Consider the following 23,327-nt stretch of genomic DNA (forward strand, 5'->3'; position numbering starts at 1 on the left):
ACCCGACCACCACTGTTCCGCCTCCGCCACCGCCCGCGCTACTGGTGCCAGATCACGGCCAGCGTCTTGCTCACCGCACAGACGGCGGCGAAGGCGATCGCCCACCCGTTGGCCCCGGCGAAGGCCAGCGCGGCCACGCCGGCCCCGAACCAGAGCAGTTCGAAACCGACACGGACCGCGCCGCGCGTCTTGTACGACGCCTTCTGCGAGCCGAACAGCGCCCACAGCGTGATGAGTACGGCCGGGGCGCCCAGGCCGAGGAGCCAGGTCAGCGGCGTCGCCGCGGCGCGGGTGAACCCCCAGTACCCGACGGCCGCGAGGGCGCCGAGTTCGATGAGGAAGAGGACGCCCAGGTTCACTGCCTTCATGGGCGGCAGTATCACCCGGAAGGGATCACTCCGGCCCGTGTGCGTCACGCGGGGCCGGTACGGCCGGTACGGCGGCCACGACCTCGATCTCGATCAGGGCCTCCGGCTTGAAGAGGCGGGAGACCTCGAAGGTCATGCTGGTGGGCGGGGCACCGGTGAGGTACTGGGCACGTACGGCACCGTAGGCGGGGAGTTGGGTGATGTCCGTCAGATACGTACGGATGTTGATGATGTCCGCCAGGCCCGCCCCGTGCGCCCCCAGCAGGGCGTCGATGGTCTCGAAGACCCCGCGGCTCTGTTCGGTGAGGTCGGCGCCCTCCGCGACCTGCCCGGAGAGGTACAACAGGGCGCCCGCACCCGGCAGTTCGACCCGGGCGACCTGGGAGTAGTAGCCGTTGGCGGGACCCGGCGCCGAGGGCGGGTTGTCGAGCGTGATCTGCATGGGAGGCCCTCTCAGGCGGAGCGGCGGATGTGTTCGACGGCCTTCGTGATGTCCGCGCCGGCGACGGCGGGATCGGCGGCGGCCCGCTTGTAGTGCTCCAACACCGCTTCGAGTACGGGGAGTTCGGCGACCTTCGTGGCGAGGGCGACGTCCTTGGCGGCGAGCGCGGTGGCGAAGTGCACGTCCTCGGCGAAGGCGCGGCCGACGGCGCCGCCGAGCGGGCCGTTCGCGAGCGCCGTGCGCGCCACCTTCTCGTCGATGCCGAGCTTGTCCGCGAGGGCCATGGTCTCGGCGACGAGGGCGACCCCGCCGAGCAGGGCCGTGTTGACGATGAGCTTGAGCGCGGCGCCGGAGCCCAGCGGGCCGGTGCGGGTGACGGTGCCCATATGGACGAGCACGTGCCCGACGCCCGTCAGCTCGCCGCCCGCGAGGATGCCGAGCTGCCCGGCGGCCGCCTTGTCCGTGCTGCCCGCCACGGGCGCGTCGACGAACGTCACACCCTCCCCGAGCCGGGCGGCGAGTTCCTTGACCACGTCGGGTCCGACGGTCGACATCTCCACCCAGGTGGTGCCCCGGCGCAGCTCCGGCACGATGGCGTCCGCGACCGTGTCGAGCGCGGCCGGGTTGGCGAGCATGGTGATCACCACGTCCGCGTCCCGTACGGCCTCGGCCGGGGACGGGGCGAGGGTGGCGCCCTCGGCGACCAGCGGCTCGGCCTTCTCGGCGGTGCGGTTCCAGACGGTCAGCGGGAATCCCGCGGCGAGAAGTCGGCGTGCCATCGCGGCGCCCATGTGCCCGAGCCCGAGGAATGCGATCTTTTCCATGCCTTCGACGCTAGGCGGGCCCACGTGATGCGACAAGCGAATGTCTAGCATGGCTCTCATGCCCAACCCGCATGCCGTACCCGACCTCTCCACCACCTGGCTGCGGGTCTTCCTGGAGGTCGCCCGGCACGGCTCGTTCACGGTGGCCGCGCGGGCCCTCGGCTGGACGCAGTCCGCGGTGTCCCGGCAGATCGCCTCGCTGGAGTCGGCGCTCGGCGGAGCCCCGCTCTTCGACCGGCTGCCCCGGGGCGTACGGCTGACGGAGGCCGGGCGGTTCCTCGTGCCGCACGCCGAGGCGGTGGTCGAGCGGCTACACGACGCGAACCGCGAACTCGCCGCGCTGCGGCGGGTCGCGGGCGGCCGGCTGCGCTTCGGCGCGTTCGCCACGGCCGACGCCGCGCTCGTACCCCGTGCCATCGCCGCGTTCCGGGTGCGCCATCCGGGGGTGCGGCTCACCCGCGAGGAGGGCCTGACGCCCGTGCTCCTGGAGCGGCTCTCCGCGGGCGGCCTCGACCTGGCGATCGTCTCCACGACGGGCCGCGCCCCGCTGGACCCGTACGCCCTGCACCACCTCCTCGACGAGTCCCTGTACGTCGCCGTCCCCGCCGACCATCCGCTCGCCGCCGAGCCCTCCGTCCGCCTCCCCCAACTCGCCGACGCCGACTGGATATCCGGCTCCGCCCGCCCCGAGGGCACCCTGCTGGACGCGGCCCTGCGGCACGGCTTCCGGCCACGCGTCGCGCATGTCGTGGCCGAGTGGACGGCCAAGCAGGGGTACGTCGCAGCCGGGCTCGGGGTGACCCTGGTCCCGGCGCTCGCCGCCGAGTCCGTACGCCCGGACATCGCGCTGCTCGCGGTGCGCGACGAGGAGGCGCCGGCACGGGCGGTGTACGCGGCGACGGTGCGGGGCCGGTCACTGGGACCGGCGGCGCGGGCGTTCCTGGGGGCACTGCGGGAGGCGGCGACCCACCTGCCCACCTGAGCCACCCGTCGCCCGAGCCACCCCGGCCGCTTCGGCTGCCGGTGCCACACCTCATGGCGTACGTCCCCTCCGTCACGCGATACTGCGGCCGTCCGGCAGCACCCCACGGCGACGGAAGGCATGAACTCCCTTGACTCACATACGCGTTCGACTCGGAGCAGGCGTACTCGGACTGGCCCTGGTGGGCGGCCTGGCCGCGGCGCCCACCGCGTCGGCGGCAGCGGCGGCCCCCGTCACCGTCGAGGAGCAGCGCCTCGACCAGGCCGCTCCCCAGGAGATCCTGCGGCGCTCCGGATTCGACACGGTGGCCCCCGGGTTCGCGCGGGCGCTGGAGCGGGCGGGCTCGTTCGGGCAGGCCGAGCGTGTCGTCGTACGGCAGGGGGCGCGGCTGTGGCAGCGGGCCGTCGACCGGGCGCAGGGACGGGGCCCGGCGGGCGGCGACCTGAGCCGGGACGACGACCGGCCGCTGTACTGGGCGCGGCTGGGCATGACCCGCGAAGTGCGGCAGTGGGAGCCGGAGTTCGGTCTCACGGACACGCAACGCGCCAGGCTACTGGCCGAGTTGGAGGAGAACTCGCGCGGCGAGAACACCATCCGCTATCCGCACGCCAAGGGCGTGAAGCGGATTCTGCTCACCGGGTTCGACCCGTTCACGCTGGACCGTGACGTCCGGATCTCCAACCCGTCCGGGGCCACCGCCCTCGCCCTGGACGGCACGACGATCCTGACCGCGGACGGCCCGGCGCGCATCGAGACCGCCGTGTTCCCGGTCCGCTGGCAGGACTTCGCCGAGGGCACGGTGGAACGGACGCTGCGCCGCCAGCTCCCGCGCGTGGATCTGTTCACCACGGTGAGCCAGGGCCGCGTCGGCCGTTTCGACGTGGAGCGGACCAACGGGGCCTGGCGGGGCGGCTTCCCCGACAACGAGAACGTCTCCCGCACCGAGACGATCCCCGTCACCGACCCGGCCTCGCAGCCGCAGTGGACGTCGACGACGCTCCCGTACGCGCGGATCGTGGCCGCGCCCACGGGCCGCTTCCCCGTGTACGACCACACCTCGGTGACCGAGATCCCGGCGGGCGGCACCGATCCGGTCGTACGTCCCGACGGGCCGACCCCGGGTTCGACGGCGCGTGCCGGGGGCGGCGGGGACTATCTCTCCAACGAGATCGCCTACCGAGCGACGCTGCTGCGCGACCGCCTCGGTCTGCACGACAGCCTGCCCGGCGGGCATGTCCACACGCCCGTACTGCAGTTCGGCACGGGCAACACGGACCCGGCGACGGGTACGGTCACGGACCCCGAGTTCGTTCGGAACCGGCTGGACATCATCGCTCAGGTGCGGGCGATCGTGACGGTGGCCGTCAGCGGGACGGGGCGATAGCGGCGAGGACCATGACGACGGCCACGGCGAGGGTCGTCTCGGTCACGCGGCGGCGCGTTGTTCGTGGTCGTCGTGGTCGTCGTGGTTGTCGTGACCGCCGTGGTCGTCGTGGTCGTCGTCCGGCTCGTCCGTTTCCTCGTCCAGCAGGTCGCGGGCCATCAGTGTGGCGCCCGCGACCGCGCCCGGCATCAGGAAGACGGCGACGAACGGGACCAGGAAGGCGAGGCCCAGCGGGGTGCCGAAGCCCCAGACCAGCGTCTTGCGGGAGCGGAGCAGGGTGAGGCGGTCGCGGAGGTCGACGCCTCGGCGCTGGAGGGCAACCGCGGTCAGTTCCTCCGTGAGGAAGAAGCCGGTGACGAAGAAGCCGATCACGGGGACGACGGTCTGGCCGATGAACGGGAGGAAGCCGAAGGCGAAGAGGAGGACGCCCCAGACGGCGGCCCGCACGAGGATGCGGAGGCTGTCTCGCGCGGAGATCCACAGCTCGCGCCAGAGCGGGAGGCCGGACTCCGGGGCCGTGCCGTCCGGGGAGACGTCCCTGTCGACCTTCTCCGAGAGGGACTCGTAGAAGGGCTGGCCGACGAGGAGGGTGACGGCTGTGAAGGTGAGGACGGCGAGGAGGAGGGCGAGGGCGAAGAGTACGGCGGTGAGGAAGCCGCGGAAGAGGCCCAGCCAGGGGCTGGACCAGTCGTCGGCGAAGGGGGTGGACCAGGTGACGAAGTCCTCGCCGTACAGGGCGAGGGTGACGAGCGCTGCCGCGTACAGCACGAGGGTGATCAGGCCGGGCAGCAGTCCGAACCCGTACTGCTTCCCGTGCCGTGCCACCCATCGCTGGCCCTGTATGAGATAACCGAACCCCGCCCCGACATCACGCATACGCCGAACTTTACCGGCCCTTTTCCTCGCCCCCGCCGCCCCTACCCGTCCCATCCCCAGGGGCTCCGCCCCCTCACCCCCGCCAGGGGCGCTGCGCCCCCTGGACCCCCGCACGGCCTGAACGGCCTCGTCCTCAAACGCCGGACGGGCTGAGTGATACGGGCCGGGTGGGCGGGTGGACCGGGGGGAGGGTGGACGGGGCTCGCCTCCGGCCCCGTCCACAAACGCCGAACAGGCTGAATGGTGCGCACCGGGGTGGGTGGGGCATCGGCCTTCGGCCTTGTCCTCAATCGCCGGACAGGCTGAATGGTGCGGGACGGGGTGGGTGGGGTGCGGTGTTTGGCATTGGGCTCGAACGCCGGACGCCCCGAGGCTCTTAGGGGCGCGGGGAACTGCGCGACCAACCCCCACCGGCCCGCAGCCGAACGAACCCGGACGACCGGAGAATACGGGGCGCAGCCCCGGTTCAGGGGCGCGGGGAACTGCGCGACCAGCCACCGCCGGTCCGCGGCCGAATGGATCCGGGCGGGCGGGGGCGTGGGGGCGCAGCCCCCGCCCTCGCCGGTCCGCGGTCGGAGGCGGGAGGCGGCGACTCGGCTAGGTCGGCGTCACCGCCACCACAAGCCCCCGTTCCGCCGCAGGCGACACCGCCGCGGAGACCCGTACCGCCACCGCCCGAGCCACCCGCCCCGTCCGTGACGCCGACGCCAGGAGCAGGGGCTGTAGATGTTCGAGGCCCGAGACGAGGAACTCCTCGCCGGCGATCAGCACCGGCCGGACCGCGTCCGTCGTGGCCGCCGCCGCCTCCGTGAGGTCGGCGAGCGGCGGCAGCGCGGCCCGCACCACCCCCACCCCCGCCGCGGCCGCCCGCTCGGCCAGCGCCACCTGCAGCGGCAGCAACGGAGCCAACGCCGAGGTCAACGCGTCGGCGATACGCCGGAGTTCGGGCGAGGAGTCGCGCAACACGTCCGCCGCCGCCCGTATCACCGGCGTCAAGGCGAGCAACGCCCCCGCCGCCACCCCGGCCACCGCGGGCAGCAACGGCGACCCCGCCTCCAGCAAGTCCCCCAACGCGTCCGCCGCCTCCTGCACCGCGGGCTCCACCGCGTCGAGGATCGGCAGCAGACTGTCCCCCAGCGCGGCCAGCAACGCCTGCGCGGGCCGGCTCACGGGATGCACCGCGAGCGGCGCCCCGGTCGTTCCGAGCCGCGTCAGTGTGTCCACGATCCGGTAGAACGCCTCCTGCGCCTGCGGAGACGCACTCGCCTCCGCCAACTCCGCCGTGGTCTCCCGGAGCACACGCAGCGCCTCCGCCCCCGACCCGTCCCGGGGGTCGAAGGTGTTGAGGGCGATTCTGGTGATGTTCCCGGCCGTGTCGAGGAGTTGGCCGGTGATGTCGGTCGTGCTGCGCGCCATACGCAGCACGTCATCCCTGCTGGGGATGCTGGGGAGCGACGGAATCGGGGACATGAGCCCTCCTCGCCACGCACGGCACCTCGCCACATGGACCCGTCCGCTGGCCCCCTACGGCGTCTTATGGCCTCAGCATGCCCCCTTCGGCCCGTCGGCGATGCACCATCCGTGGCATCCATGGCGTCCAGGGGGGGCCACCGTGGCCCCCAGGCCCTCTTGTTGAGGAAGAGTCGAACGGGTACACCTCGCCCTACCGACCTGTACGCCCTACCGACCCGTGCCCTACTGACCCGTGCCCTACCGACCCGTACCGATCTCAGGCCCCCCACCGGAGGTACGACGCGTGCGCCTACCGAGACCCGTCCTGATCGCCACTGTCCTCACCGCCGCGACCGGATCGCTTCTCCTCGCCCCGCCCAGCGCCACCGCGGACCGCGAACCCCCTGTCCGTGAAGGGACGGACCAGCCCACGGGTGCCGCCAGAGCCCCGGCGAACGCCGCCCGCAACGCCCTCACCAGCCCCGTCACCGACCTGTCCGACTCCGGCCTCGCCGCCCCCCGCCGTGGCTATCCGCGTGAGCAGGTCCTCTCCCCCGACCCGGAGAACCCGGCGGACAAGTCCATCAAGCTGGGCCTCACCCCATACCACGCCATCGCCCCGAAGCTGAACGCCCTCCAACGGCTCGGCGACCGTGTCAGCGTGGAGGTCGCGGGCCGCTCGGCCGGCGGTCACCGGCTCTACCTGGTCACCGTCACCGCCCCGGAGTCCGCCCGCGAGTCCCTCGACCAGGAGCGGATGCGCGAGCTGATCGAGAACGCGCCGCAGGCGGCGGCGAAGGACCCGGCGGTCAAGGCGTCGTACAAGACGCCGGTCTTCTTCGACAACAACATCCACGGCAACGAATGGGAGGGCACCGACGCCGCCCTCCAGCTCATCGAGCGGCTCGCGAGCGCGAAGGACGCGCAGACGACCGACCTCCTCGCCCACAGCCGTCTCTACTTCAACATCACGGCGAACCCGGACGGCCGGATCGCGGGCACCCGCGCCAACGCCAACGGCTTCGACCTGAACCGGGACTTCATCACCGCCTCGCAGCCCGAGGCGCGCGCGATCCGCCAGATCGCCATCGACAAGCAGCCGGCCGTGATGCTCGACCTGCACGGGTACGTCAACGGCACCCTGATCGAGCCGACGACCCCGCCGCACGGCGAGAACTACGAGTACGACCTCTTCCTCAAGAACACCTACGCCAACGCCCTCGGCATGGAGGCCGCCGTCAACGGCCTCGGTCACACCCCCGCGAAGGACGGTGTCGAGCCCGTCCAGATCCCCTTCCGCGACCAGCGGGAGGGCTGGGACGACTGGCCGCCGATCTTCACGCCCCAGTACCAGGCGTTCCACGGCGCGGTCGCCGCGCACACCGTGGAGATCCCGCTGGCGGTGAACAACTCGGAGTACGACACCCTGCCCGTGGCCGAACTCCGGCGCAGGTCGGCCATCAACGTGGACGTGGCCGGCGCGGCCATGCGCGCGACCCTCGCCTACGCCCGGACCCACCGCGCCTCGATCATCGCCGACCAGATCGAGGTCTTCCGGCGCGGCGCGACAGGCGCGGCCCAGGTGCCGGTCTCGGCCGAGACGGTGCCGGGGGTGCCCGGCATCGGTCCCGAGGACGTCTACACGACGGACTTCCCGCGTGCCTACGTGATCCCGGCGGGCGGCGCCCAGCGTTCGGCGACGGCCGCCGCCCGCCTCGTCGACCATCTCCTCGCCAACGACGTCCGCGTCACCCGCGCGACCCGCGACTTCCGGCTGGCCGGACGGTCGTACGCGAAGGGCTCGTACGTCGTCGACCTGCACCAGCCCAAACGCGGTCTGGCCAATGTGATGCTGGCCGACGGGCGGGACATCAGTGACAAGGTGTCGGTGATGTACGACATCTCGGGCTGGAGCCTGGGACGGTTGTGGGGCGCGACGGTCGTGCCCGTACGGAGCGGGGGGCTGTCGGCCGTGGCCACCCGTCGGGTCGAGGCCGCCGCGCGGGTCGGGTACGTCGCCCCGCGTGGTGATCTGCGTCTGCGTCTCGACACCCCGCAGGAGATCGCCGCCCTCAACTCCCTTCTCGAGCAGGGGGTTTCGGTACGGCGGCTCGCGGACGGCAGTGTCGTCGTGCCGGGGTCGGCGCGGGCACGGGCCGCCGCTCTCGCCCGTACGTACGACGTGGCCTTCGACGCGACCGGACAGACCAGGACGACCGAAGGCAGCCCGGGAACACCGCTGCACCGCGTCCGCGTCGCCGCGGCCGTCACGCCGGGTGAGCTCTTCGCGCTGCGGGAGATGAACTTCGACGTGGTGCCGGTGTCGACGGCCGTCCTGAACGCGGGCTTCGACTGGTCCGCGGTGGACGTGCTGTTCGTGTCCTCGGGGCTCGACCACGCCGGTCTGAACGAGGGCGCGCGGGCGGCGCTGGACGCCTTCCTCCACACCCACGGTCTCGTCGGCCGCGGAGCCGTCGGAGCCGCGCTCAACTCGGCGGCCGGGCTGCTGGCGGTGCGGCCGGTGGAGGGCAACGGTGACGCCAACGGTGTGGTGCGGGTGGTGAATTCGGGCGGACCGCTCACCGCGAACGCGCCCGACCACGGCTTCGTCTACGCGCCCGTCTGGTTCACCGATCTCGGCCCCGGGGTGCGTGTCGAGCAGGCCTACGCGCCGGGCGATCCGCTCGTCTCCGGGCACTGGCGCCCGCTGGCCGACGGGACGGGAGGGCCTGAGGCCGCCGGCGGCCAGGCCGCTGTCGTCAGCGGTCCGCATGCCGTGCTCTTCGGTACGGAGCCGCTCTTCCGTGATCATCCGAAGGGGGAGTTCCCGCAGGTGGGAAGGGCGCTGCTGACCGTCTCGTAGGACACTGCCGTCCGTCTCCCACGACAGGGCAAAGGCCGCACCCCACGTCCTAGGGTGCGGCCTCCGCCGTGTACAACGAGCGCTGTCAGACGAGCGTCACGGTGATGTTGCCGCGGGTCGCCTTCGAGTAGGGGCAGACCTGGTGGGCCTTTTCGAGGAGGTCCCGTGCGGTGGCCCCGTCGACGTTCGGGATCGTCGCGGAGATCTCCACGATGATCCCGAACCCGTCCTCGTTCTTGCCGATACCGACCTTCGCGGTGACCGTCGAACCGGAGACGTCGGCGTTCTCCCGGCGGGCGACGACACCGAGGGCGCCCTGGAAGCAGGCGCTGTACCCGGCGGCGAAGAGCTGCTCCGGGTTGGTCCCGGCGCCGCTGCCGCCCATCTCCTTGGGCGGGTTCACGACGACGTCGAGCCTGCCGTCGTCGGTGGCGACCCGGCCGTCGCGACCGTTCTCGGCGGTGGCGACGGCGGTGTAGAGGACATCGGTCTGCTGGATGGACATACGGTGCGTTCCTCCTTGGTCCGTCGCGACTCGCGCCCACGATCGCGACGGTTTCGGAAAGAAGTTACCGTATACCGAAAGTCCAGCGACAGCATCTCCGGAGGACCGGAGACCGGGGACCGGGGACCCGGAGGGTCAGAGCTTGACGATCATCTTGCCGACGTTGTCGCCGCGCAGGACGCCGAAGAACGCCTCCAGGTTGTTCTCGATGCCCTCGACGACCGTCTCGCTGTACTTGAGCTCGCCGGAGCGGACCCAGGCGCCGACCTCCTGCACGAACTGCGCCTGCAGGTCGTAGTGGTCGCCGACCAGGAAGCCCTCGATGCGGCCGCGGGTCTGGATGAGGCGGGCCAGGTTCTTCGGGCCGGGGACGGGCTCGGTGCTGTTGTAGACGGAGATCATGCCGCAGACGGCGATGCGGCCGTCCCGGTTGAGGGAGCCGATGGCCGCCTCCAGGTGGTCGCCGCCCACGTTGTCGAAGTAGACGTCGACGCCGTCCGGGGCGGCGGCGCGCAGCTGCTCACTGACCGGGCCGTTCTTGTAGTTGAAGGCGGCGTCGAAGCCGTACTCCTCGACGAGCAGCTTGACCTTCTCGTCGGAGCCGGCGGAGCCGATGACGCGCGAGGCGCCCTTGAGCTTGGCGATCTGCCCGACCTGGCTGCCGACCGCGCCGGCGGCGCCGGAGACGAAGACGGAGTCGCCCTCCTTGAAGGAGGCGGTGCGCAGGAGGCCCGCGTAGGCGGTGAGACCGGTCATGCCGAGGGCGCCGAGGTACGTCGACAGCGGCGCGGCCTGCGGGTCCACCTTGACGGCCTGCTTGGCGTCCACGACGGCGAATTCGCGCCAGCCGAAGAAGTGCAGGACGTGGTCGCCGACCTCGACGCCCTCGGCGTTGGAGGCGATGACCTCACCGACCGCGCCGCCCTGCATGACCTTGCCCAGCTCGAAGGGGGCGACGTAGGACTTGGCGGCGCTCATGCGGCCGCGCATGTACGGGTCCACGGACACGTACGCGTTCCGTACGAGGACCTGGCCCTCCCCCGGCTGCGGGACCTCGGCCTCGACCAGGGCGAAGTCCTCGGGCTTCGGCCAGCCGACCGGGCGGCTGACCAGGTGCCATTCGCGGTTGACGGCGGGGAGCTGGGTCTCGGTCATGAGGGGGTGCCTTTCCTGCGTGCATGCACGGGTACGTGCGACTACGGCTCTAATACTTCAGTACCTGAAACAACCATGCTCCTCCATATTTCATGATGTCAAGTAACGGAGTAGCCTGGAGCCCATGGCCACGCAAAGAACAACCCGTATCGACCCGCTGACCCTCGAGGTCGTGGACCTCATCGGCACGGTTGTGGCCCGCTATCACGAGGAGTACGAGGACGCTGCCGCCGAGCATGCGCTGACCGGGGCGCAGGCGCGACTTCTGAGCCTGCTCTCCCTGGAGCCGCTGCCGATGCGGCGGCTCGCCCAGAAGCTGAAGTGCGAGCCGTCGAACGTGACCGGGATCGTGGACCGGCTGGAGGCGCGGGGCCTGGTCGAGCGGCGCCCCGACCCGTCCGACCGCCGCGTGAAGCTGGCCGCGGCGACGGAGGAGGGCAGGCGTGTCGCGCGCTCCCTCCGCGACGCCCTCAACTTCGCCCGTGAGCCCCTGGCGGGCCTCTCCACCGAGGAGCGCCTGTCCCTCCGGGACCTCCTGCAGAGAATGCTCGCGCCGTAGTTTTCGGGTGCGGCTGAGTGGGGGCCGGTCGCGCAGTTCCCCGCGCCCCTAAGACGGGGCTTCGCCCCGAGCTTTTAGGGGCGCGGGGAACTGCGCGAGCAACCCCCACCCGCCCGCAGCCGAAAAGACCACGGAACCCCCTACGTGCACCACCACAGGAAACGGTTGCACCGCGAAGGTGAAGGCGACGGCGACGGCGCGGCCGAGGTCGGCGCGGCCGTCGGCTTGGGGGACGACTTCGGCGGAGTCGAGGACACGGGGCCGGACGTCGCGGACGGCACCACCCCGGTACCCGTCGTCGCCGACTGCTCCTGCGTGCCCTTCTTCTTGTCGTCCTTGGACTTGTCACCCTTGGCGGACTTGGAAGCGGAGGGAGACGCCGACGCATCAGGAGAGGCCGTCGCGGTGGACGTACCCCCGGACGAACCCCCCGCGTCGGTGATCGGCCGCGCCGTCCCGGCGTCCGAGGACGCCGACCCGTCCGCCGGCTCACCCCCGGCCGCGGCCGGCTTCGGCAGCAGCCCCGGCCCGTCTATGCCGAGCTCGGCGAGGCTCAGCCCACCCGCCGCCAGCACGAACCCCGCGGCGATGAGCAGCACCCGACGCCGACGCCGACGATGCGCCGCGGCCTTCCGGTCCCGACGGCTCGCACCGCCGGGCCCCTCCGAGTCCCGGCCCCGGCCCCGCCCGCGCCCACGGTTCCGCCGCCGGGCAGCGGCCCGTCCGGACCGCTCCCCCTCGCCGTCCTCGTCCTCGTCGTCGGGATCTTCATCGTCGTCGTTGTCGCCCTCGTACAACGAGTCGACACCGGCATCGACCGCCCCCGCGCCCGTTCCGGCACGCATGTCGGTCTGGTCCGCATGCGTGCGGAGCTGTTCGGCTGAGGTGCCGCACCCCGGGCAGGCAAGGGCGCCATTGAGGTGCCGTCGGCACGGGTCGCAGTAGTCCATGACGCCGGAAGAGTAAGTTCCTCACAGGTAACGTTCATAGTCACAGCTGTGAAAGTTATGTAGGGAACCACCTGTTCCGGCGCGCCCCGCACCCCGTTCGCACCATCGCGCGCGCGACGAGCCGAGGCATACCGGCAAAATCCGTCGCCGACCGTTCCGTTCGACCCATTGACACCTCCGGGGCCACGTCCTTACTGTCACGCCAGCATTTCGAACGTGTGACGAAATTTCGAACAGAGCCGCAAGAGCACAGGGGGCAACTGCCGTGCGCATCACGGGAATCAGCACACACGTGGTCGGGACGCCCTGGCGCAACCTGACCTACGTCCAGGTGCACACCGACGAGGGCCTGACCGGAGTCGGCGAGACCCGCATGCTGGGCCACACCGACGCACTGATCGGCTATCTGCGGGAGGCGGAGGCCAATCACATTCTCGGCTCCGACCCGTTCGCTGTCGAGGACCTCGTCCGACGGATGAAGTACGGCGACTACGGGCGCGCCGGCGAGATCGTGATGTCCGGCATCGCGGTCATCGAGATGGCCTGCTGGGACATCAAGGGCAAGGCGCTCGGCGTCCCCGTGTGGCAGCTGCTCGGTGGCAAGGTCACCGACAGGGTCAAGGCCTACGCCAATGGGTGGTACACGACCGAGCGAACTCCGGAGGCCTATCACAAGGCCGCCCAGGAGGTCGTGGCGCGCGGGTACAAGGCGCTGAAGATCGACCCCTTCGGGACCGGGCACTTCGAGCTCGACCACGAGGCGACGCTCTACTCCGTCTCGCTGATCGAGGCCGTGCGCGACGCGATCGGCCCCGAGGCCGAGTTGATGCTGGAGATGCACGGCCGTTTCTCCCCTTCCACGGCCGTCCGGCTCGCCCGCGAACTCGCACCCTTCAAGCCCGCGTGGCTGGAGGAGCCGGTCCCGCCGGAGAACCTGAAGGCCCTGGAGAAGGTCGCCGCCAAGGTGGACATCCCGGTCGCGACCGGTGAGCGCATCCACGACCGCATCGAGTTCCGCGAGCTCTTCGAGAGCCAGGCCGTGGACATCATCCAGCCCGACGTCGGTCACATCGGCGGCATCTGGGAGACGCGGAAGCTGGCCGCCACCGCCGAGGCGCACTACGTCCTCGTCGCGCCCCACAACGTCGGTGGCCCCGTCCTCACCGCCGCCTCCCTCCAAGTCGGCTTCACCTCCCCCAACTTCAAGATCCTCGAACACTTCAACGACTTCGCGGACGCGGAGATCAAGAAGGTCGTGAAGGGCGCCCCGCAGGTCGTCGACGGCTACTTCGAGCTGTCCCACGAGCCCGGTCTCGGCGTCGAGCTGGACGTCGACGCGGCGGCCGAGTTCCCGCAGCAGCAAGCCCGTTTCGACCTGTGGGCCGACGGCTGGGAGCAGCGCAAGCCCAAGGGGTCGCAGTGAGCACCGCGGTCGTCGTCGAGGCGCCGGGCGAGCACCGGCTGATCGAGCACGAGCCGGTGCGGCCGAGCGCCGGTGAGGCCCTGGTGCGGGTGCACGCCGTGGGTATTTGCGGCAGCGACCGCGAGGTCTACCAGGGCAACCGTCCCGACGGGTACGTCCGTTATCCGCTCACGCCCGGCCACGAGTGGTCGGGGACCGTCGAGGCGGTCGGGGCCGGGGTCCCGGAGTCGATCGTCGGACGCAAGGTCGTCGGCGAGGGGTTCCGCAACTGCCAGGTCTGCGACCGCTGCCACGCGGGCGAGACAACGTTGTGCACGGCGGGGTACGAGGAGACCGGGTTCACCCAGCCGGGCGCGATGGCGACCACGCTGACCCTCCCGGCGCGGCTGCTGCACGTGCTGCCGGACGACGCCGACCTGACGGCGGCGGCCCTCCTGGAGCCCGCCGCCTGCATCGCGGCCGCCGCGCTGAAGGCGAACGCCCTGCCCGGTGAGCGGGTCGCGGTGGTCGGGACCGGCACGCTCGGGATGTTCGCGATCCAGTTCCTGAAGGCGAACTCTCCGGCGGAGCTGCTCGTGGTCGGGACCCGGCCGGACCGGGCGGCACTGTCCAGGGACTTCGGCGCCACCGACTTCCGTACGAGGGACCAGGAACTCCCCGACGACTTCGACGTCGTCATCGAGACCGCCGGGTCCGCGTCCGCCGCGCGCACCGCCGCCTCCCTACTGAGGCGCGGCGGACGTCTGGTCCTCACGGGGATCCCGGCGCCGGGCGCCGAGGGGCTCGACCCCACCGATCTCGTCGTACGGCAGCTGGAGGTGCACACCGTGTTCGGTGCGCCGCCGGCGGCCTGGGCGCACACCGTGCGGGTCTTCGGGGCCGGGCTGCTCAGCCCGTTGCCGCTGGTCACGCACGAGTTGCCGCTCGCCGAGTTCCCGCAGGCCATCGAGTTGGTGGGGTCCGGCGATCCCAAGGTCGGAAAGGTCCTGCTGAAGCCGTAGTCCCCCGAGCCGTACGCCGGTACGGAGTTACCTGACGGCTCCGTACCGGCGTACCACCAAGGCCCCGCACACCCAAGGTCGCGAACCTCGTTCGAAATATCGAACATACCGGTGCACGCACCGTGCGCCAGGACACGCACCACCTCTCTGTACACGCACCACATCTGCACCCGCACCACATCTGTACGCGCCACCCTCGAACACGAAGGACAGCCAGTGACCGACGCCGCCCCTACGGCAGCCCGTCGACCCGGTGAGCAGGCGCTCGCCGCGCTCGGCCTGGGCGCGCCCGCCCTCTCCCCCGCCGACGCCTCGCCGCACACCTTCCCGGGGGGCGGCCGTTGGCGCACCGAGGTTCCCTCCGTGGAGGGGCCCGAGGCCCTGGCCGTGGTCCTCAAGGAGTCCTCGCGGCTCGACGTACCGATCCACCGGATCAGCCAGGGCAGCGGTGTCTGGATGCTGACCGACGCCGAGATCACCGAGATGGTCGAGGCCACCGGTGAACGAGACATCGAGCTCTGCCTGTTCACCGGGCCGCGCGGCACCTGGGACATCGGCGGTTCGGTGCGCTCGGACTCACGCGGCGGCGGTCTGCGGGCCCGCGGCCACGACGCGGTGGCCGGCTGCGTCGAAGACGCTCTCCGCGCAACGGAGTTGGGCGTCAAGTGCCTCCTCGTCGCCGACGAGGGCGTCTTGTGGACCCTGCACCGGGCGCGTGCGGCGGGGATCATCCCGGCCGACACCACCCTCAAGCTCTCGGCACTGGTGGGGCCGGTCAACCCGGCCTCGTACGCGGTGTACGAGAACCTCGGCGCGGACTCCATCAACGTGCCGAGTGATCTGACGCTCGATCATCTCACCGAGATACGGCGAGTTTCGGCCGCCCCCATGGACATGTACATCGAGGCTCCCGACGACCTCGGAGGCTATGTGCGGATGTACGAGGTCGCCGAGCTGATCCGGCGCGGCGCACCGCTGTACCTCAAGTTCGGCCTGTCCAAAGCCCCCGGAATCTACCCGTACGGGCACCACTTGAGGGACCTGACCCTCAACACCGCCAAGGAACGCGTGCGTCGCGGCAGGCTCGCCCTGGACCTGCTCGCGCGGCACGGAGCGGACGGCGACATGGCGCCGCTCGGATCCCGGCTGCCCGGAACTCTCACGCGCTTCAACACCACCTCATAACGTTCGCACAAACCCCCTTCACACAAGACGACACAGCCGCGCACAATCCCACACACCTCTACTCGGTCATCCCTCGCAACGCTCTCGGAGCATCCCCGTAACGCGAGACCGAGCCGGTCCAAGACATCAAGGATGATGATCATGCGCAACCGCAGAGCCGCTCTCACCGCCATCGCCGGCGCGGCCTCCCTCGCCCTCACCCTGACCGCCTGTGGCCAGAACAGCGACGGCGGCAGCAAGGACTCCTCGGGGAGCACCAAGGGCGCCACGATCGGCATCTCGATGCCGACCAAGTCCTCCGAGCGCTGGATCGGCGACGGAAACAACGTGGTCAAGGACCTTCAGTCGAAGGGCTACAAGACCAAGCTGGCCTTCGGCGAGGACGACCCCGACACCCAGGTCTCGCAGATCGAGAACATGATCACGCAGGGCGTGAAGGCCCTGATCATCGCGGCCATCGACAACAAGTCGATGAACAACGTGCTCCAGCAGGCCGCCGACGCCAAGATCCCGGTGATCTCCTACGACCGACTGATCCTCGGCACCAAGAACGTCGACTACTACGCGTCCTTCGACAACTCGAAGGTCGGCGAGCTCCAGGGCAACTACATCCTGCAGAAGCTCGGTCTCGCGGACGGCTCCAAGAAGGGCCCGTTCAACATCGAGCTCTTCGCCGGCTCGAACGACGACAACAACACGAAGTACTTCTTCGGCGGCGCGATGAAGGTCCTGCAGCCGTACATCGACAAGAAGCAGCTCGTCGTCAAGTCCGGCCAGACCGCACTGAACCAGGTCACCACCCTGCGCTGGGACGGCGGCACCGCCCAGAAGCGCATGGACGACATCCTGACCTCGTCGTACAAGAGCGCCCGGGTCGACGCGGTGCTCTCGCCCTACGACGGCATCTCCATCGGCATCCTCTCCTCGCTGAAGTCGGACGACTACGGCTCCAAGAGCAAGCCGCTGCCGGTCGTCACCGGCCAGGACGCCGAGCTGGCCTCGGTGAAGTCGATCATCGCGGGCGAGCAGACGCAGACCGTCTACAAGGACACCCGCAAGCTGGCGACGGTGGCCTCGGGCATGGTCGACGCGGCCCTCAAGGGCAACAAGCCCGAGCTGAACGACACCAAGACGTACGACAACGGCACCAAGGTCGTCCCCGCCTACCTGCTCCAGCCGGTCAGCGTCGACAAGACCAACTACGAGAAGGAACTGGTCGGCACCGGCTACTACAAGGACAGCGACCTCAAGTAACCGCCACCCTCTAGTGATTGGAAGGCACGACCATGGCGGGACCCGTCCTGGAAATGCGCTCGATCGTCAAGACCTTTCCCGGCGTCAAGGCGCTGTCGGACGTCACTCTGACCGTCCAACAGGGCGAGGTCCATGCCATCTGCGGGGAGAACGGCGCCGGCAAGTCGACCTTGATGAAGGTCCTCTCCGGCGTTCACCCGCACGGGAGTTACGAGGGGGACATCCTCTTCGAGGGCGAGGTCTGCTCGTTCAAGGACATCAGGGCCAGTGAGCACCGCGGCATCGTGATCATCCACCAGGAACTGGCGCTGGTGCCCTACCTCTCCATCGCGGAGAACATCTTCCTCGGCAACGAGCACGCCACCCGCGGGCTCATCAGCTGGACCGAGACGCTGCGGCACGCCTCCGAGCTGGTGCGGCGGGTCGGGCTCGACGAGAACCCGCAGACCCGCGTCGCCGACATCGGCGTGGGCAAGCAGCAGCTCGTGGAGATCGCGAAGGCGCTGTCGAAGCAGGTGAAGCTGCTCATCCTCGATGAGCCGACGGCCGCCCTGAACGACGAGGACAGCGGCAAACTCCTCGATCTCATCCTGGAGTTGAAGAACCAGGGCATCACCTCGATCATCATTTCCCACAAGCTGAACGAGATCGAGCGGGTCGCGGACTCGGTGACCATCCTGCGCGACGGGCGGACCATCGAGACCCTCGACGTGAAGGCCCCGGAGACCAACGAGGACCGGATCATCAGCGGCATGGTCGGCCGCGACCTCGAACACCGCTTCCCGGAGCGGACGCCGCACCACCCGGAGGAGGGCGCCGCGCCCGCCCTGGAGATCCGCGACTGGACCGTGTTCCACCCGATCGACCAGCAGCGCAAGGTGGTCGACGACGTGTCGATCTCCGTGCGGCGCGGCGAGATCGTCGGCATCGCGGGACTCATGGGCGCCGGACGCACCGAACTGGCGATGAACGTCTTCGGACGCACCTACGGCCGCTACGCGGGCGGCACGGTACTCCGGGACGGCAAGGAGATCCGTACCAAGACCGTCTCCGAAGCGGTCGGACACGGCATCGCGTACGTCACCGAGGACCGCAAGCACTACGGCCTCAACCTCATCGACACCATCAACCGCAACATCACGCTCAGTGCCCTGGGCAAGGTGTCGAAGCGCGGGATCGTCGACGAGCACGAGGAGCGGCAGGTCTCCGAGGGCTACCGCAAGTCCATGAACATCAAGGCGCCGACCGTCTTCGAGCCGGTGGGCAAGCTGTCGGGCGGCAACCAGCAGAAGGTCGTCCTCAGCAAGTGGATCTTCGCGGGCCCCGAGGTGCTGATTCTCGACGAGCCGACCCGCGGGATCGACGTGGGCGCCAAGTTCGAGATCTACACGGTCATCGACAAGCTGGCGGCCGAGGGCAAGGCGGTCGTCTTCATCTCCTCCGAGCTCCCGGAGCTGCTCGGAATGTGCGACCGCATCTACACGATGGCCGCAGGACGGCTGACGGGTGAGTTCTCGCGGGCGGAGGCCTCGCAGGAAACGCTGATGCGCCAGATGACGAAGGACAAAGAGGTAACCCGATGAGCACGGATGTGACCGCCAAGACGCCGGCCCCGGCGCCGCCCGGCAAGAGCGGATCGGCCACGGGCGAGAGCCTGCTTCAGCTGATGCTGGACGGCATGCGCCGCAACATGCGGCAGTACGGCATGCTGTTCGCCCTCGGTCTGATCGTGGTGCTGTTCGCCGTGTGGACCAACGGCGACCTGCTGCTGCCGCGCAACGTCTCCAACCTGGTGCTGCAGAACAGCTACATCCTGATCCTCGCGATCGGCATGATGCTCGTCATCATCGCGGGCCACATCGACCTGTCGGTCGGCTCGTTGACGGCGTTCGTGGGCGCGGTGGGAGCCGTGCTGATGGTCAACCACAACATCTCCTGGCCCATCGCCCTGGTGCTGTGTCTGGCCATGGGCGCCGCCGCGGGCGCCGCGCAAGGGTTCCTCATCGCGTATCTCGGCATACCGTCGTTCATCGTGACCCTGGCGGGCATGCTGACCTTCCGCGGTCTGACCGAGATCTTCCTCAAGGGCCAGACGATCGGCCCGTTCCCCGAGGGTCTGCAGAAGGTCGCCAACAGCTTCCTGCCCGAGGTCGGCCCCAACACGAACTACCACAACCTGACCCTGCTCCTGGGCATCGGGCTGATGGCGTTCGTGGTGGTCAAGGAGACCCGCGACCGCAAGCGTCAGACGGAGTTCTCCCTCGACGTACTCCCGCGCAACCTCTTCCTCCTCAAGCTCGTCGCGCTGATCGCCGCCGTCGCCACCGTCACCATGCTGCTCGCCAGCTACAAGGGCGCCCCGGTGGTCCTGCTGATCCTCGGCGTCCTGGTCGCCGGCTTCGGCTACCTGATGCGCAACGCGGTCATCGGCCGGCACATCTACGCGATCGGCGGCAACCTCCCGGCGGCCAAGCTGTCGGGTGTGAAGGACAAGAAGGTCACCTTCCTGGTCTTCCTGAACATGGGCATGCTCGCGGCCCTGGCGGGTCTGGTCTTCGCCGCCCGCTTCAACGCGGCCTCGCCCAAGGCCGGTCTGAACTTCGAACTGGAGGCGATCGCGGCCTCGTTCATCGGCGGTGCGTCGATGAGCGGCGGCGTGGGCACGGTCCTCGGCGCGATCATCGGTGGTCTCGTCCTGGGCGTGCTGAACAACGGTATGAACCTCGTCGGCATCGGCTCCGACTGGCAGCAGGTCATCAAGGGTCTGGTACTGCTGGCCGCGGTCGGCTTCGACGTGTGGAACAAGCGCAAGGTCGGTTCGTAAGTCTCGTCAAGGCCCCCACCACGGTGGGGGCCTTCCTCTTCCACTGCAGGAGCCGCACATGGAAACGAGCAGACGTACGGTCATCGCCGCGGCCGCGGCCGCGGGACTCGCCGCCGGCACGGTCGGCACCGCCCACGCCAGCACAGGAGGCAGGAAGCCGGTGAAGGAGCTCTTCGGCAAGCTCGCCGACGGCACCAAGGTCTACCGCTGGTCGCTGGAGAACGGCGGCACGCGCCTGAAGGTCATCTCCTACGGCGGCATCGTCCAGTCCCTGGAGATCCCCGACCGGCACGGCCGCTACGCCAACGTCTCCCTCGGCTACGACAACCTCGCCTCGTACGTCGCGGGGACGACGTTCTTCGGGGCGACGATCGGCCGCTACGGCAACCGCATCGCCAAGGGCCGGTTCACCCTGGACGGCAAGGCCTACCAGCTCTCCGTCAACGACGGCGTGAACAGCCTGCACGGCGGCGCCAAGGGCTTCAACACCAAGGTGTGGGACATCGAGGGCTTCACCTCGGGCTCCGACGTCGGCCTGCACCTGCACTACACCAGCGTCGACGGCGAGATGGGCTACCCGGGCACGCTGAAGGTACAGGTGACGTACACCCTCACCAGGCACGGCGACTGGCGCATCGACTACCGGGCCACCACCGACAAGGCCACGGTCGTCAACCTCACCAACCACACGTACTACAACCTCGCCGGTGAGGGCAGCGGCGGCATCTACGACCACGAGCTGCACCTGGCCGCGGGCCGCTACACGCCCACCGACTCGGGACTGATCCCCACCGGTGAGCTGGCCAAGGTCGCGGGCACCCCCTTCGACTTCCGCAAGGCCAAGCCGATCGGCCGGGACATCCGTGTCGGCCACCCGCAACTGGTCACCGCCAAGGGCTTCGACCACAACTGGGTCCTCGACAAGGGCGTCACCGCCAAGCCCGAGCACATCGCGACCCTGCGCGACCCGAAGTCCGGCCGCACCCTGAAGATCGCGACGGACCAGCCGGGCGTGCAGTTCTACTCGGGCAACTTCCTGGACGGCACCCTGGTCGGCCCCTCCGGTCACACCTACCGGCAGGGCGACGGCATGTGCCTGGAGACCCAGCACTTCCCGGACTCGCCGAACCACCCGTCGTTCCCCTCGACGGTGCTGCGACCTGGGCAGACGTACCGCACGACGACGGTCCACTCGTTCAGCGCGTGACGTCCGCCTGACGTCCGCCTGACGTCCGTGTGACATCGGGGCCCCGGTGGGTGACGCCACCGGGGCCCTTTCGGTTGCCTGGAAAAGTCAACCCTTACTCGATCCCCACGAGTTGAACGGCGCCCCCTCCGCCTCCGTATGAAAGGGCGGCCCGTGCTCCCCCGCACGGGCCACCCAGAGACCGGAGGTTCCATGGCCGACAACGTCGCCTCGCTGTTCCGCGGCACTGCGGCGCACAGCCCCTCGATGGCTGCGCTGGCCCGCGAGAGCGATGGAGTCGGCCCGATCGACTTCTGCATCCCGTGCAACCCGTACTTCCCCACCCCCGGTATGTTCGACGAACTGGCCGGGCGGTTGCGCGAGATCATCACGTACTACCCGAGCAGCGCCGACACGATCACGGCCGAGCTGTGCGCGCTGCTCCAACTCCCGCCGAGCTGCGTCGCGATGGGCAACGGTTCCACGGAACTGATCACCTGGATCGACCACCTGCTCGTGCGCGAGTCCCTCGCCATCCCCGTCCCCACCTTCGGCCGCTGGACCGACCAGCCCATGGAGACCGGCAAGCGGGTCGACATGTTCCCGCTCATGGAGTCCAACGGCTTCGCTCTGGACCCGGCCCAGTACATCGAGTTCATCCGCGCCCGCGGCACCCGTGTCGCCGTCATCTGCAACCCGAACAACCCCGACGGCGGCTTCCTCAGCCGCCGTGCGGTCGTCAACTTCATGGATCAGCTCCAGGACCTGGACCTGATCGTCATCGACGAGTCGTTCCTGGAGTTCGCCGACGCCGAGAACGACCCGAGCGTCGTGGAAGAGGCCGTCCTGCGGCCCAACGTCATCGTCCTGCGCAGCCTCGGCAAGAACTTCGGCCTGCACGGCATCCGCTTCGGCTATCTCGTGGCCAACCCCGCGCTCGCGGGCAAGATCCGCTCCATGCTGCCCAAGTGGAACCTCAACTCCTTCGCGGAGACCGTGGTGTTCATGCTCAAGGAGCACGGCGCCGAGTACATGGAGAGCCTGCACCTGGTGCGCCGCGACCGTCTCGACATGGCCCGCCAGCTGTCGGCGCTCCCCGGCCTGACGGTCTACCCCTCGCAGGGCAACTTCCTCTTCGTACGGCTTCCCGTGGGCGCCGAGGGCACCGTCGTGCGCGACCGACTGCTGAGCGAGCACCGGATCCTGGTCCGTGAGTGCGGCAACAAGATCGGCTCGTCCAGTCGCTTCCTGAGACTCGTAGTGCGCCCCGAGACGGACGTGCGTCGCCTGGTGTCCGGCATGGAACAGGTGCTCTACGGGTCCAGGAGGGGAGCCGCCGTACCCGAGCTGGGCACAGGGACCAGCTACAGCTCGGGTACGGCGGCGGTGGACCGTCTGATCAGCGAGACGAACGGGGTCGGCATGCCACTGGCCGCGCAGGCCGCCGCGATGCCGAGCCTGCCGCCCGCCCAGACCTGGCCGGGCCCAGCCCCGGCGCAGGCCCCCACCGGAATGCCGGGTCTGGTCCCCGCCCCTGCTCCGGCCGCCGCGATGATGCCGCCGCAGCAGCAGCCCATGCCCGCGGTCGCCCAGATGCCCAACGTCGCGCAGATGCCCGGGGTGGCCCAGATGCAGCCCGCCCCGCAGATGCAACCGGCCGCCCAGATGATGCCGCAGGCGCCGCAGATGTCCGCGGTCGCCCAGATGGCGCAGATGGCCCAGGCCGCACAGGCTCAGGCACAACGACAGCAGGCGCCGATCCCCGCCGTCGCCCAGGCCCCGTCACCGGCGGCCCAGGCGCAGGCACGGTCGATGCAGCCGCCGCCGCAGGTACCTGCGATGCCCGCCATGGCCCCCGCCCCGGCCGCCGGGCTGGGCCAGACCGGCATGCCGGGCCTGCGCAACCGGGGCCTGACCGCCGCCCAGGTACGGGGCCGCACCGAGCCGGAACCGGCACCCGCGCCCCAGCCCACGGGCTGGCCGGCGGCGGGCGCGATGTACAACCAGGTCGGCTGAGCGCTCCGCTGAAAGTGCGGTACGCCACCTGCGAGTCCGTCGTGGCTGGTCGCGCAGTTCCCCGCGCCCCTTCAGGGC

Annotated in this window: 20 protein-coding genes; 12 read left to right on the forward strand and 8 right to left on the reverse strand. The window is 70.1% G+C overall.

Annotated features, from left to right (window positions below; genetic code table 11):
* Nucleotides 1-38: 38 nt before the first annotated feature.
* The 3 genes from FNV62_RS18195 to FNV62_RS18205 are packed head-to-tail and all read right to left on the reverse strand — an operon-like array spanning nt 39 to nt 1,634.
* Complete coding sequence (locus FNV62_RS18195) at nt 39-368, reverse strand: YrdB family protein (protein WP_097284542.1); 330 nt, start codon at nt 366-368, stop codon at nt 39-41.
* A gap of 25 nt (nt 369-393) precedes the next feature.
* The gene (locus FNV62_RS18200; protein ID WP_054231019.1) at nt 394-810 is read right to left on the reverse strand and encodes a RidA family protein; all 417 of its coding nucleotides are present in this window, start codon (nt 808-810) and stop codon (nt 394-396) included.
* Nucleotides 811-821: 11 nt separating this feature from the next.
* Complete coding sequence (locus FNV62_RS18205) at nt 822-1,634, reverse strand: NAD(P)-dependent oxidoreductase (protein ID WP_097284545.1); 813 nt, start codon at nt 1,632-1,634, stop codon at nt 822-824.
* A 49-nt stretch (nt 1,635-1,683) separates the two neighbouring features.
* Between FNV62_RS18205 and FNV62_RS18210 the strand changes: the two genes are divergently transcribed.
* The gene (locus tag FNV62_RS18210) at nt 1,684-2,616 is read left to right on the forward strand and encodes a LysR family transcriptional regulator (RefSeq protein WP_382141474.1); all 933 of its coding nucleotides are present in this window, start codon (nt 1,684-1,686) and stop codon (nt 2,614-2,616) included.
* Between the two features lie 130 nt (nt 2,617-2,746).
* Nucleotides 2,747-4,000: a pyroglutamyl peptidase gene (locus FNV62_RS18215; protein ID WP_144315409.1), complete on the forward strand. Its 1,254-nt coding sequence runs from the start codon at nt 2,747-2,749 to the stop codon at nt 3,998-4,000.
* 42 nt (nt 4,001-4,042) lie between these two features.
* Here the strand turns inward: FNV62_RS18215 and FNV62_RS18220 are convergent, their stop codons facing one another.
* Together FNV62_RS18220 and FNV62_RS18225 are read right to left on the reverse strand one after the other, a co-directional pair.
* The gene (locus tag FNV62_RS18220) at nt 4,043-4,876 is read right to left on the reverse strand and encodes an EI24 domain-containing protein (protein ID WP_144315410.1); all 834 of its coding nucleotides are present in this window, start codon (nt 4,874-4,876) and stop codon (nt 4,043-4,045) included.
* Between the two features lie 597 nt (nt 4,877-5,473).
* Complete coding sequence (locus tag FNV62_RS18225; protein WP_225900285.1) at nt 5,474-6,346, reverse strand: hypothetical protein; 873 nt, start codon at nt 6,344-6,346, stop codon at nt 5,474-5,476.
* A gap of 286 nt (nt 6,347-6,632) precedes the next feature.
* Between FNV62_RS18225 and FNV62_RS18230 the strand changes: the two genes are divergently transcribed.
* Nucleotides 6,633-9,191, forward strand: coding sequence for a M14 family zinc carboxypeptidase (locus tag FNV62_RS18230; protein ID WP_144315411.1), 2,559 nt, complete (start codon nt 6,633-6,635; stop codon nt 9,189-9,191).
* Nucleotides 9,192-9,276: 85 nt separating this feature from the next.
* Here FNV62_RS18230 and FNV62_RS18235 read toward each other — a convergent pair whose 3' ends face one another.
* A complete protein-coding gene (locus FNV62_RS18235; RefSeq protein WP_097284553.1) occupies nt 9,277-9,696 on the reverse strand; it encodes an organic hydroperoxide resistance protein in 420 nt (139 codons plus the stop codon).
* 135 nt (nt 9,697-9,831) lie between these two features.
* Nucleotides 9,832-10,851, reverse strand: a complete 1,020-nt coding sequence (locus FNV62_RS18240) for an NADP-dependent oxidoreductase (protein WP_060899263.1) — start codon at nt 10,849-10,851, stop codon at nt 9,832-9,834.
* A gap of 124 nt (nt 10,852-10,975) precedes the next feature.
* On the opposite strand from FNV62_RS18240, the gene FNV62_RS18245 reads away from it, so the two are divergent.
* Nucleotides 10,976-11,410, forward strand: a complete 435-nt coding sequence (locus FNV62_RS18245) for a MarR family winged helix-turn-helix transcriptional regulator (protein ID WP_060899262.1) — start codon at nt 10,976-10,978, stop codon at nt 11,408-11,410.
* Between the two features lie 140 nt (nt 11,411-11,550).
* Here the strand turns inward: FNV62_RS18245 and FNV62_RS18250 are convergent, their stop codons facing one another.
* The gene (locus FNV62_RS18250; protein WP_143601527.1) at nt 11,551-12,255 is read right to left on the reverse strand and encodes a hypothetical protein; all 705 of its coding nucleotides are present in this window, start codon (nt 12,253-12,255) and stop codon (nt 11,551-11,553) included.
* 370 nt (nt 12,256-12,625) lie between these two features.
* On the opposite strand from FNV62_RS18250, the gene FNV62_RS18255 reads away from it, so the two are divergent.
* The 8 genes from FNV62_RS18255 to FNV62_RS18290 all read left to right on the forward strand — a co-directional run bounded on the left by FNV62_RS18255 (nt 12,626) and on the right by FNV62_RS18290 (nt 23,249).
* Nucleotides 12,626-13,783, forward strand: coding sequence for a mandelate racemase/muconate lactonizing enzyme family protein (locus tag FNV62_RS18255; RefSeq protein WP_054233607.1), 1,158 nt, complete (start codon nt 12,626-12,628; stop codon nt 13,781-13,783).
* Complete coding sequence (locus tag FNV62_RS18260) at nt 13,780-14,784, forward strand: zinc-dependent alcohol dehydrogenase (protein WP_060901990.1); 1,005 nt, start codon at nt 13,780-13,782, stop codon at nt 14,782-14,784. Before FNV62_RS18255 ends, FNV62_RS18260 begins: the two co-directional genes overlap by 4 nt.
* 216 nt (nt 14,785-15,000) lie before the next feature.
* On the forward strand, nt 15,001-15,969 hold the full coding sequence (locus FNV62_RS18265; protein ID WP_054233605.1) for a hypothetical protein: 969 nt from the start codon (nt 15,001-15,003) through the stop codon (nt 15,967-15,969).
* Nucleotides 15,970-16,110: 141 nt separating this feature from the next.
* On the forward strand, nt 16,111-17,223 hold the full coding sequence (gene chvE, locus FNV62_RS18270; protein ID WP_351831178.1) for a multiple monosaccharide ABC transporter substrate-binding protein: 1,113 nt from the start codon (nt 16,111-16,113) through the stop codon (nt 17,221-17,223).
* Nucleotides 17,224-17,255: 32 nt separating this feature from the next.
* Nucleotides 17,256-18,806 carry a multiple monosaccharide ABC transporter ATP-binding protein gene (mmsA, locus tag FNV62_RS18275; RefSeq protein ID WP_144316490.1) on the forward strand — a complete coding sequence of 517 codons (1,551 nt, stop codon included), beginning with the start codon at nt 17,256-17,258 and terminating at the stop codon, nt 18,804-18,806.
* Entirely contained in the window at nt 18,803-20,047 is a 1,245-nt protein-coding gene (gene mmsB / locus FNV62_RS18280) for a multiple monosaccharide ABC transporter permease (protein ID WP_054233602.1), read from the forward strand. Before mmsA ends, mmsB begins: the two co-directional genes overlap by 4 nt.
* A gap of 58 nt (nt 20,048-20,105) precedes the next feature.
* Complete coding sequence (locus FNV62_RS18285; RefSeq protein ID WP_097284557.1) at nt 20,106-21,254, forward strand: aldose epimerase family protein; 1,149 nt, start codon at nt 20,106-20,108, stop codon at nt 21,252-21,254.
* Between the two features lie 192 nt (nt 21,255-21,446).
* The gene (locus FNV62_RS18290) at nt 21,447-23,249 is read left to right on the forward strand and encodes a pyridoxal phosphate-dependent aminotransferase (RefSeq protein ID WP_144315412.1); all 1,803 of its coding nucleotides are present in this window, start codon (nt 21,447-21,449) and stop codon (nt 23,247-23,249) included.
* Nucleotides 23,250-23,327: the final 78 nt, after the last annotated feature.

The organism is Streptomyces sp. RLB3-17 (genome assembly GCF_007113425.2).
GTDB classification, from domain to species: Bacteria; Actinomycetota; Actinomycetes; order Streptomycetales; family Streptomycetaceae; genus Streptomyces; species Streptomyces mirabilis_D.